Genomic DNA, 10521 nt, shown 5'->3' with positions numbered 1-10521 from the left:
TTGGAATAAAGGACGATTAAATCACATTTTCGATTTAATCGTCCTTTTTAGGTACACTATATAATTTGGCGCTTACGATCTTACAAATAATATGAATCACTTCTCAAGTCAGTGAATCAAAAAGAACAGATCAACACAGAATTTATTTTGAAAAAGACTGGGAAGGGTAGTCGGATTGACTGGGTATGAGAAACAAATCAAAAAAGAGACTTATTTTTTTTGCGATAAGTCTCTTTTTGTTTCTTTCTTCAAAAGATGAAGACTACTTAGGGTTATATACCTTTTTTAGAAAAAATCACAGAATTATTTTCATATTTTGCTTCAAAAGTTGCCTGGATAGAAAGCTTCATAAATAGTTTTCTGTCTACATCGCTGACCATAACCGATGTATGAGCCTGACATCCTTTTAGATTAGGAAGCTGTTCCAATGCTTTCTGAGCATTTGGATCAGAAGCTGCGCTGACAGATAATGCAATCAACACTTCGTCCATATGCAAACGTGGGTTTTTGCTTCCAAGATACTGTGTTTTTAAAGTCTGGATTGGTTCAATTGCTGCAGGTGAGATGACTGGCTGACTGTGTGGAATACCAGCAAGCTCTTTGAGTGCATTTAAAAGGAGTGCTGCGCAAGGACCAAGGAGATCTGTAGTCTTACCTGTGATCATGCGGCCGTCTGCAAGCTCTAATGCAGCAGCAGGAGCTTCTGTTTCTTCTGCACGAGAAAGAGCAGCGTCAACAACTGGACGATCGTGGACCGTAATACCAGCCTGATTCATAAGCATCTCGATTTTATATACTTCTTCCTCGGAACATTTGCCAGCAAGAGCGCGTCTTCTTGCATCGTAGTAGCGACGGATGATTTCCTGACAAGAAGCATCCCTACATGCGGCATCATCACAGATACAATTTCCGGCCATGTTAACTCCCATGTCTGTAGGAGACTTATAAGGGCTTTGTCCATAAATACGCTGGAACATTGCATTGAGTACTGGGAAGATTTCTACATCGCGGTTATAGTTAACTGTAGTCTTTCCGTAAGCTTCTAGGTGGAAAGGATCAATCATATTTACATCATTCAGATCTGCAGTTGCAGCTTCATATGCAAGGTTAACTGGGTGTTTCACTGGGATATTCCAAATTGGGAATGTTTCGAATTTAGCATAGCCGGCGCAGATGCCTCTTTTATGCTCATGGTAGAGCTGGGAAAGACAGACTGCCATTTTACCACTTCCAGGTCCAGGTGCAGTAACAACAATGAGTGGACGAGATGTTTCGATAAACTCATTCTTTCCATAACCTTCATCACTGACAATATGTGGAATATTAGAAGGGTATCCTTCAATTGGATAATGAAGATATACCTTAATTCCAAGCTTCTCTAATTTGTTTTTAAATAAGGAAGCGCTCTGCTGTCCGCTGTACTTTGTAATAACGACACTTCCTACAAACAGACCATGTTCTTCAAAAATAGACATCAAACGAAGGACATCTACATCATAAGTGATGCCAAGATCTCCACGTACTTTATTTTTTTCGATATCTTCTGCGCTGATAACAATCACAATCTCGGCCTGGTCGCTAAGCTGCATTAACATACGCATCTTAGAATCCGGCTGGAATCCTGGGAGTACACGAGATGCATGGAAGTCATCAAATAGTTTTCCACCAAACTCTAGGTAGAGCTTGTTGTCAAATTGAGCAATGCGTTCGCGAATATGAGCAGACTGCATCTGCAAATATTTTTCATTATCAAATCCTATGTTCATCATTCTATCCTCTTCCTATAATCTTATTTTTAAACAGTTCATTCTATATTGAACTAACATTTAAAACTACCGTCTAACAATATACTACGGAATATGGGAAGTTTACAATCTTTTTATAATCTTTTTTATGTTCCTCAATTGTAAAAAGAAAAATGATAAAATAACAATTCGTTCTAGTGCAGCAGAATACTTAACATATGTTGCCTCTGTAGGTGATCAGCAGAACAGTATTGAAATGCGCTATGAAGATGAGAATATATGGTTAACACAAAAGATGATGGCCACATTATATGACGTTAGTTTACCAACGATAAATGCTCATATTAAGAAGATTTATGCAGATAGTGAATTAGAAGAGTCCGCAACTATTCGAAATTTTCTAATAGTTCAAACTGAAGATTCACGTAAAATCACTCGTAATACAAAGCACTACAATCTTCAAATGATTATTGCAGTTGGATTCAAAGTGAATAACGAGAGAGCTGTACAGTTTCGCAAATGGGCTAATGGTATCGTTAAGGACTATACAATCAAAGGTTGGGTCATGGATGATGAACGTCTAAAAAACGGTGGATCAGTGCTTACAGTAGAGTATTTCGACCGTTTGCTTGAACAGATTCGCGAAATTCGTATCTCTGAACGTAGATTCTATCAGAAGATAACAGACATCTATGCCACATCTCTTGATTGCGATCGAACAGCAGCAGAGTTGGTTTATGAACGAGCAGATGCAGAAAAGCCCCATATGGGATTAACTACTTGGGCTGCTGCACCAGAAGGTAAGATTCTAAAAAGTGATGTGACCATTGCGAAGAATTATTTGAGTAAAAAGGAAATGCGTTCTCTAGAACGTATTGTATCTGCTTATCTTGATTTGGCAGAGGATCGTGCAGAGCGTTATATTCCAATGACAATGGAAGATTGGTCAAAACGTTTAGATCTATTCCTCATGGCTGATGATAGAGATGTTCTTCAGGATGCAGGTAAAATAACTGCAGAGATTGCTAAAGCAAAAGCCGAAACCGAATTTGAAAAATATCGTATCATTCAGGACAGATTATTTATGTCCGATTTTGATAGGTATATTTTGGAACTAAAAGAGAATGCAAAGAACTAGGATTGTTGCTTTAAAATTTTCTAGTAAATTGTTCACGATGTAGAGATGAATTGTGATCCACTCACAGCATATGTAAGTGATTTTGCTATATATCAAGCTGCACATGATTTAGAAACGATTGTATTTGATATAGAGTTTTTGAAAATCATTTGTAAGCATATCAAAGTGCATAAATGCTTGTAATATTAACTGGATTTTTTATGAGAAAACTTATTCTTATATTTGTCATTATGATATAATTAAGTTGTCAAAGAAAGTGAGGATCTAATATGAATAATAAAGGTGTTGGTGTTATTTTCTGTCTGATATCCGTAATTCTAGTTTCTGCAAAATACATATCAGCTGCTATGTTCATGAGTAATATTGCTACAAAAGATGCTTCTCTGTTTAAAAAAGGATTAGAATATGTAGGACCATTTCTATCAATAGAAGCCATTATAGCAATGGTCATTGGTATTTTGTTTTTAGGATATGGATTGTATACTGATTCAAAGAAATAATGACACAACATTAGACGAGCACCTACCGTTTCTGATAGGTGTTTTTACACTTTATCTCTAATTCACATGACATGACCTACTTGTCTAATATATAATACTCATTGAGGTGAAAAAGTATGAAACTAATTAAAAACATTCAAGTCTATGCACCAGAAGATTTAGGTGTCAAAGACGTATTGATTTCAGATTCTAAAATAGAAAAGATAGATGATCATATCACATATCCTTATTCTATTGAAACAATTGATGGGACAGGTTGTATCCTTACACCAGGTCTTATTGATCGTCATGTACATATTACTGGTGGTGGGGGAGAAGCAGGCTTTATTTCTCGTGCTAGACCTATTGAAGCACATGAAATACTAGATGCAGGTATTACTACTGTGATTGGATTATTAGGTACAGATGGCTATACAAGAAACACAAAAGAATTATTTGCGAAGGCTAAAGAGTTAAGTCATAAAGGTGTCCATACTTATATTCTAACAGGAAGTTATACATATCCTACATATACGCTCACTGATTCAGTAGAAGATGATATTGTATTTATTGATAGTATTCTAGGTGTTAAGCTTGCTTTAAGTGATCATAGATCAAGTCATATTACTGATGATGAACTTGTTCGTTTAGCTTCTCAAATTCGTACAGCAAGTTTAATTGCTGGAAAACAGGCGAATTTAACACTTCATATGGGTGATGAAAAACAAGGATTAACTCCTGTATTTCATGCATTAGAAAGAGCAGATATTCCTGTTTCTTTATTCCAGCCTACACATTGTAGTCGTAATCCACACTTATTTAAAGATGCACTCAAGTTTGCTGAAATGGGTGGTACAGTTGACTTAACATGTGAAGGTGATGGAAAAATTTTAGAATTCATTAAACAGTTTAAGGATACTTCTAAAGTCACTATTTCTAGTGATGCACAAGGCTCATGGTCTACATATAATGAAGATGGTTCTATCAAAGAAATTGGTATTACACCAGTCTCTAACTTAAAGAAAGAATTTATTTCTTTAAAGAATGCATTAGGATATGAAAAAGCTTTACCATTCTTTACTCAGAATGTTGCTCAAGTATTAGGTTTAAAAAATACAGGAGTTATTAAAGAAGGTTTTGATTGTGATTTAGTTATCTGGAAAGATGATGAAATCAAGCATATCATCACAAAGAAAGATTAATTTCTTTCTTTTTTTTATACCTGCAAACTCATTAAGCAGAGATTTAAGATTGAAAGTAAGAGTCGATAAACATGAATTATTAGATTTGAATATCAACTGTAATACATTCATTGATCGTAAGAGTGGAATAGACTTTAGTCCTTATATAAGAGAAAGAGTAAAATACTAGCATACAGGTGCTGATTCCTTTGTGAATCAGCCTTTTATGGTATAATAGATTTGAAAGGAAGAGACATATGAATAATATAAAAGAGAGAATCAAGATATTCTCAGGTGCAAAATTAAAATATATCGCATTTGTCTCAATGTTGATTGATCATTTCAATAAAGCTATTATCTATCCTAATCTAGATGGTGGATTGTTTAATAGAATAAGTGATCTATTTGATATTTTAGGAAGAATCGCTTTTCCTATATTTATATTTTTATTAATAGAAGGGTACTTCCATACAAGAAATAAATGGAAATACTTAGGAACTCTTTTACTATTTGGAATCATTTCTGAAGTTCCATTTGATATGTGTACATCGGCTGTGTTCTTTGAACCCAACTGGAACAATATCATGCTTACACTGTCATTTGTACTTGCCATTATATGGATTATAGATGTATTAAAAGAGAAACTGAATAAACCATTATGGTATGTTATATCCATCCTCATTGTCGCAGTTATGTGTTTTATAGCTATGAATCTAGGATTAGATTATGAACATCATGCCGTACTTATTGGATATTTCATGTATATATTTCATGATAAATATATCTATTCTATACCATTTTGTTATGCGTCAATGTTTAAGGAACCATGGGCATTACTCGGATTTGGTTTAAACCTGACTTATAACGGAGAAAGAGGGAGACAAAATAAGTTATTCAACTATTTCTTCTATCCAGTACATTTGCTTATTTTAGGAATAATAAGAATGACTCTTCATATTTAGATACATCATATAAAGTTCATAATAATTCTGTAGTATTAAATTGTACAAAAAATATACTTGAAACGAGGTAAATACATATGATTATTGAAACACTCTTATCAAAAAGAGATCAATTACCCCTAGAACTCGCTATTATTGAACCAGAAGGAGAGGCTATCGGTATTATTCAGTTAATACATGGCATGTCTGAACATAAAGAACGCTATTATGACTTTATGAACTATTTGTCACAACAAGGCTATATTTGTGCCATTCATGATCATAGAGGACATGGTGCAAGTGTAAAAGACACATCACATTTAGGATATTTCTATACAAACGATATAACATATATTGTAGATGATGCTTATCTAGTTACAGAATATTTAAAATACAGATATCCTACATTAAATATTTCTATATTTAGTCATAGTATGGGTACATTGGTTTCTAGAAACTACCTAAAGAAATATGAAAAGCATATTGAAAAGATTGTATTGTGTGGTCCACCTACAGAAAATAAACTTGTTGATCTAGCATTATTTGCAGGAAAACTTACTGGATTATTTTATAAAGAACATAAACCTAATAAGATTCTGAATAGATTATCTGTAGGATACTACAACAAAGGCTATAAAACTGAAAATGAATGGATCTGTTCTAACTTACAGACTGTGTATGAATATAACACCGATCCTCTATGTGGGTTTACTTTTACTACAAGCGGCTTTATGAATCTTTTCCAGTTATTAAAATCAGCTTTCATCAAAGAAGATTGGATTCCTCAAAATAGTTCTTTGCCTATATTCTTAATTGCAGGTGTTGATGATCCAGTCATTCAAGGAAAGCAGAAGTTTAATGAATTAGAAGAGTTTTTAAAAGAAGTAGGCTATGAAAATATCAAGAGCAAACTGTACAAAGATAAAAGACATGAACTACTCAATGAAACAAATAAAGAAATAGTATATAAAGATGTTCTAGATTTTTTCTATGCTAATTAATACAGGAGGTAATATATGGCTTTTGATTTTAAGAAAGAATATAAAGAATTCTACATGCCTAAAAATAAACCCATGATAGTCACTATCCCTCATGCTAACTATATTGCGGTAAGAGGACAAGGAGATCCAAATGAGAAAGGTGGGGCTTATCAGGAGGCTATTAGTGTACTATATGCAGTCGCTTATACACTTAAGATGAGCTATAAAACAAATTATAAGATAGAAGGATTCTTTGAATATGTGGTTCCTCCACTAGAAGGTTTCTGGTGGCAGGATGGTATTGAAGGTATAGATTATGATGATAAATCTACTTTTAATTGGATTTCAGTGATTCGTTTACCAGACTTTATTACTAAAAAAGATTTTGAATGGGCAGTAGAAACTGCTTCTATTAAGAAAAAGATGGATTGTTCTTGTGCAGAATTTCTTACTATAGAGGAGGGATTATGTGTACAGATGATGCATATTGGTCCTTTTGATGATGAACCAGTTTCTGTTGCACTTATGGATGAATATCTAGAAGAAAATGGATATATCAATGATCTTTCAAAAGAAAGACTACATCATGAAATATATCTTTCTGATGCAAGAAGAGTCGCACCAGAAAAATGGAAAACAGTTATTAGACATCCCATTAAGAAAGGAGTTAGACATGAATGAAAAAATAGGAGAAGTCTTCTCTATCACAAAGGATAATCAGCCAATACCAGGCTGTACGACTTCTAAAGTAGTAAATGATACACTCACTTATTTCTCACTCGCAAGAAATACAGATATAAGTGCAGAAATCTATCCTTATTATAAGATGATTTATGTCTTGAAAGGTCAGTTGGAAGTCTATGGAAATAATGGCTATACTAAAGTAGTTAAAGAAAAGGAAAGTTTTATTACATTCACTGATACCCCAATAGGTATAAGAACTAAAGATGGTGTCATATATACAGAAGCAATGATTAGGAGGACAGATATTATGAACGAAATGATTAAACCAGGAGAAGTATTTAAACTTGCAGAACTATTACCTTATTCAGAAGGTAAGATTATCAATATGGATATTGTATATAATGATAAGATGAAATTTGTAGTAATGGCATTTGATGAAGGAACTGGACTTACTGAACATGCAGCACCAGGAGAAGCTATCATCTTCGCATTAGATGGTGAAGGTATCATCAGTTATGAGGGTAAAGACCATGTCATTAAAGCAGGAGAGAACTTCTGTTTTGCGAAGGGTGGCATGCATGCAGTCAAAGCATCTAAACGTTTCAAGATGGCATTACTTCTTACATTAGAATAATGAATATATTAACTAGAACGAGATTCAATGTAGTCTCGTTTTTTACTTTTTCATTTAATATGGAACTTTGAAATAGAAGCCTTACCTTATTCTTACTTGATAGGGTGGATTGCGATGTTATGGGTTGAAATACCTTTGATGATCCGCATATCTAAGAAAAAATAGAAATAATTAGGGCGATAGGGAAATTCTGTCGCTTTTACTATATAATGGAATAAAGGAGGAGGTTTTCATGACAATACAAGAAAAGGCTGAATTAATACTCAAGGATATAAAGAAAGAAAAAGGAAACAACCCTATACAGATATTTAAAAGAATTGTAGATCATGGCTATATCAATATTCATGGACCAGAACATCACATTTTAGATGGAGCATGTTTGCTCGTTGCATTTAAAAATGCAGGTGGTGAAATTGATTTAGATGATGCATTAAATAAAATTATGATAGAAGGATTGAGAATGCCTGGTGCTATGTGTGGTTTATGGGGTGTATGCGGTGCAGTCACATCACTTGGTGCAGCATTATCACTCATTGATCATACAGGACCATTATCGCTAGATGGTACCTGGGGAGACCATATGGAATTTACTTCAAACGCATTAAAGAACTTAGGTGAAATCAATGGGCCTAGATGTTGTAAAAGAGACGCAATGATTTCATTTAAGAATGCGATTGATTATATCAATGCACATTATGATGTTACTTTAGAATATGAACATCCATCTTGTCACTATTCAAAACTGAATAAACAATGTATAAAGGAGAGATGTCCTTATTATGGATAAAAAGAAAGTTGCATTTATATGTGTTCATAATTCATGTAGGAGTCAGATAGCTGAAGCATTAGGACATTATCTCGCATCTGATGTTTTTGAAAGCTATTCTGCAGGAACAGAAACAAAAACGGTCATTAATCAAGATGCTGTTCGTATAATGAAACAGGTGTATGGCATAGATATGGAAGAGGCGCAATACTCTAAACTTATAAAGGATATCCCAAAACCAGATATTGCGATTTCTATGGGATGTAATGTAGGATGTCCTTTCGTAGGAAGACCTTTTAATGATAACAGGGGTTTAGAAGATCCTACAGGTAAAATCGATGAAGAATTCGTGAAAATTATTAAACAAATTGAAACTAAAATATTAGATTTAAAGGATAATTTAATGAACTTGTAGGATTCATTATGAAAACTATTTCTCGCTTATTCTCTCTCATATTATGTGTGCTGTTGTTGCTTATAACTATTGTAATATGGAATAGCACATTAAAGTGGGAGGAACGAGTGCTCCAGTTGAAATTGCCTATCTATATTCGATTCCTTTTTTGATTGGAATTGTCTTGTATCTGATTGGTGTATTCTATTTAAAAAAAATCACGTTAATTTATGTAATGTATAATCATAAGGAGATGTAATTATGGATAAAATTAAAAAGAACTGATCTATTATCTCATTATTTTCATTACTTTCTATCTTATTCCAATATTAATTAAAGATACAGGAAGTGGTATATTTATTCTACTCATTGTCATTCCTCTTATAACACTGTTCACTTCCATTATTTATGGATTAAGCAATAAATTTGATTTCATTTACCCTCTTATTGTCGCAATTCTGTTTATTCCTACATTATTCATATATTACAACACTTCAGCATGGGTCTATGTTATTGCCTATTCTATGATTGCTCTCATAGGAGAACTATTAGGTAAAACACTTCAAAGAAAATAATAATTCTCTTGCCTTGAAGTTCACTTTAGCCTTTAAGCTATTCTTATAGGAAAGGAAGGATGTTATGAGTAAAAAAGTCGTTGTATTATCAACAAGTTTGAGAAGTAATAGTAATTCAGAATTACTTGCGAAAAGTTTTGTAGAAGGGTCAAAAGAATCTGGAAATGAGGTAGAATATATCTCACTTAAAAATAAAGATATTCGTTTCTGTATTGGATGTCTTGCATGTCAAAAACTAGGACATTGTGTCATTAAGGATGATGTTACGGATATTATGGATAGTGTACTTTATGCTGATGTTGTTGTATGGGCTACACCTATCTATTATTATGAAATGAGTGGTCAGATGAAAACTCTTATTGATCGTCTCAATCCAATGTATTCTAAAGATTATAAGTTCAGAGATGTATATCTTCTTGCGACAGCTGCAGAAGAAGGAGACGAAGTCTTTGAAAAAGCTATTACTGGACTAAATGGATGGATTGACTGCTTTGAAAAGACATCTATTAAAGGTACTGTACTTTGTGGTGGTGTCTCTAGTGGTGGAGATATATCTAGTAATGATAAGCTTAAAGAAGCCTATAATCTAGGTTCTCATGTATAAGGCAGACATTGTGATATTTGATTATACAATTGCTGCACCATTTATCTTACCTGCAGGAACTGATACAATTATTAAATGCGCACTTGCGAAATGGACAGGTCTTGCCTTTAAAATTCCGTGTACCTCATTAGAAGAATGTAAGAGTAAAGATGAACTAAAATAAACAGGCAGCTATTTCTTATTTGGGAGAGATGAAGCGACCAATAAAGGTATTGTCTATATTGGGCAGGCAGGAGTGCGTAAGAATGGTAAAGGTATAAGACAATTAGATGAAGAACAATAAGCATGAACACATGATGTTCATGTTTTTTTGTTAGTTATAACGTAAGCGCCAAATTATATAGTGTACCTAAAAAGGACGATTAAATCGAAAATGTGATTTAATCGTCCTTTATTCCAA

Annotated in this window: 13 protein-coding genes; 12 read left to right on the top strand and 1 reads right to left on the bottom strand. The window is 33.6% G+C overall.

What is annotated here, in order from left to right; all coding sequences use genetic code 11:
- Window positions 1-272: 272 nt before the first annotated feature.
- Window positions 273-1769 (bottom strand): DUF1846 domain-containing protein, encoded by a 1497-nt coding sequence (locus ABUA27_RS10470; RefSeq protein ID WP_202976646.1) that lies wholly within the window; start codon window positions 1767-1769, stop codon window positions 273-275.
- Window positions 1770-1893: 124 nt separating this feature from the next.
- On the opposite strand from ABUA27_RS10470, the gene ABUA27_RS10465 reads away from it, so the two are divergent.
- The 12 genes from ABUA27_RS10465 to ABUA27_RS10415 all read left to right on the top strand — a co-directional run bounded on the left by ABUA27_RS10465 (window position 1894) and on the right by ABUA27_RS10415 (window position 10284).
- Complete coding sequence (locus tag ABUA27_RS10465; RefSeq protein WP_349820669.1) at window positions 1894-2883, top strand: virulence RhuM family protein; 990 nt, start codon at window positions 1894-1896, stop codon at window positions 2881-2883.
- A gap of 269 nt (window positions 2884-3152) precedes the next feature.
- Window positions 3153-3383, top strand: a complete 231-nt coding sequence (locus tag ABUA27_RS10460; RefSeq protein ID WP_129982371.1) for a hypothetical protein — start codon at window positions 3153-3155, stop codon at window positions 3381-3383.
- 116 nt (window positions 3384-3499) lie between these two features.
- Window positions 3500-4564: a beta-aspartyl-peptidase gene (gene iadA, locus ABUA27_RS10455; RefSeq protein ID WP_349820668.1), complete on the top strand. Its 1065-nt coding sequence runs from the start codon at window positions 3500-3502 to the stop codon at window positions 4562-4564.
- Window positions 4565-4800: 236 nt separating this feature from the next.
- Complete coding sequence (locus tag ABUA27_RS10450) at window positions 4801-5505, top strand: TraX family protein (RefSeq protein ID WP_129981665.1); 705 nt, start codon at window positions 4801-4803, stop codon at window positions 5503-5505.
- A gap of 77 nt (window positions 5506-5582) precedes the next feature.
- Entirely contained in the window at window positions 5583-6485 is a 903-nt protein-coding gene (locus ABUA27_RS10445; RefSeq protein ID WP_129981666.1) for an alpha/beta fold hydrolase, read from the top strand.
- Between the two features lie 15 nt (window positions 6486-6500).
- Window positions 6501-7145, top strand: a complete 645-nt coding sequence (locus ABUA27_RS10440; protein ID WP_129981667.1) for a GyrI-like domain-containing protein — start codon at window positions 6501-6503, stop codon at window positions 7143-7145.
- Entirely contained in the window at window positions 7138-7782 is a 645-nt protein-coding gene (locus ABUA27_RS10435; RefSeq protein ID WP_349820667.1) for a cupin domain-containing protein, read from the top strand. The genes ABUA27_RS10440 and ABUA27_RS10435 overlap by 8 nt, the downstream gene beginning before the upstream one ends.
- Window positions 7783-8014: 232 nt before the next feature.
- Window positions 8015-8569: a DUF5714 domain-containing protein gene (locus ABUA27_RS10430; protein ID WP_129981669.1), complete on the top strand. Its 555-nt coding sequence runs from the start codon at window positions 8015-8017 to the stop codon at window positions 8567-8569.
- Entirely contained in the window at window positions 8562-8963 is a 402-nt protein-coding gene (locus tag ABUA27_RS10425; protein ID WP_349820666.1) for an arsenate reductase ArsC, read from the top strand. Before ABUA27_RS10430 ends, ABUA27_RS10425 begins: the two co-directional genes overlap by 8 nt.
- A gap of 260 nt (window positions 8964-9223) precedes the next feature.
- Window positions 9224-9517 carry a DUF2651 family protein gene (locus ABUA27_RS12710; RefSeq protein ID WP_502879704.1) on the top strand — a complete coding sequence of 98 codons (294 nt, stop codon included), beginning with the start codon at window positions 9224-9226 and terminating at the stop codon, window positions 9515-9517.
- 64 nt (window positions 9518-9581) lie between these two features.
- Window positions 9582-10121 (top strand): flavodoxin family protein, encoded by a 540-nt coding sequence (locus ABUA27_RS10420; protein WP_129981672.1) that lies wholly within the window; start codon window positions 9582-9584, stop codon window positions 10119-10121.
- The gene (locus tag ABUA27_RS10415; RefSeq protein ID WP_192924030.1) at window positions 10114-10284 is read left to right on the top strand and encodes a hypothetical protein; all 171 of its coding nucleotides are present in this window, start codon (window positions 10114-10116) and stop codon (window positions 10282-10284) included. Before ABUA27_RS10420 ends, ABUA27_RS10415 begins: the two co-directional genes overlap by 8 nt.
- The last annotated feature ends 237 nt before the right edge of the window (window positions 10285-10521 follow it).

The organism is Catenibacterium sp. RTP21428st1_D7_RTP21428_210409, assembly GCF_040227455.1.
In the GTDB taxonomy this organism is placed as follows: Bacteria; Bacillota_I; Bacilli_A; order Erysipelotrichales; family Coprobacillaceae; genus Catenibacterium; species Catenibacterium mitsuoka_A.
The sequence above is the reverse complement of the archived record's forward strand: the minus strand, read 5'-3'. Positions and strand labels throughout refer to the sequence as shown.

Coding starts and splice junctions, on each gene's coding strand:
- ABUA27_RS10470 (WP_202976646.1), bottom strand. CDS start 1,769: ATGATGAACATAGGATTTGATAATGAAAAATATTTGCAGATGCAGTCT.
- ABUA27_RS10465 (WP_349820669.1), top strand. CDS start 1,894: ATGTTCCTCAATTGTAAAAAGAAAAATGATAAAATAACAATTCGTTCT.
- ABUA27_RS10460 (WP_129982371.1), top strand. CDS start 3,153: ATGAATAATAAAGGTGTTGGTGTTATTTTCTGTCTGATATCCGTAATT.
- iadA (WP_349820668.1), top strand. CDS start 3,500: ATGAAACTAATTAAAAACATTCAAGTCTATGCACCAGAAGATTTAGGT.
- ABUA27_RS10450 (WP_129981665.1), top strand. CDS start 4,801: ATGAATAATATAAAAGAGAGAATCAAGATATTCTCAGGTGCAAAATTA.
- ABUA27_RS10445 (WP_129981666.1), top strand. CDS start 5,583: ATGATTATTGAAACACTCTTATCAAAAAGAGATCAATTACCCCTAGAA.
- ABUA27_RS10440 (WP_129981667.1), top strand. CDS start 6,501: ATGGCTTTTGATTTTAAGAAAGAATATAAAGAATTCTACATGCCTAAA.
- ABUA27_RS10435 (WP_349820667.1), top strand. CDS start 7,138: ATGAATGAAAAAATAGGAGAAGTCTTCTCTATCACAAAGGATAATCAG.
- ABUA27_RS10430 (WP_129981669.1), top strand. CDS start 8,015: ATGACAATACAAGAAAAGGCTGAATTAATACTCAAGGATATAAAGAAA.
- ABUA27_RS10425 (WP_349820666.1), top strand. CDS start 8,562: ATGGATAAAAAGAAAGTTGCATTTATATGTGTTCATAATTCATGTAGG.
- ABUA27_RS10420 (WP_129981672.1), top strand. CDS start 9,582: ATGAGTAAAAAAGTCGTTGTATTATCAACAAGTTTGAGAAGTAATAGT.
- ABUA27_RS10415 (WP_192924030.1), top strand. CDS start 10,114: ATGTATAAGGCAGACATTGTGATATTTGATTATACAATTGCTGCACCA.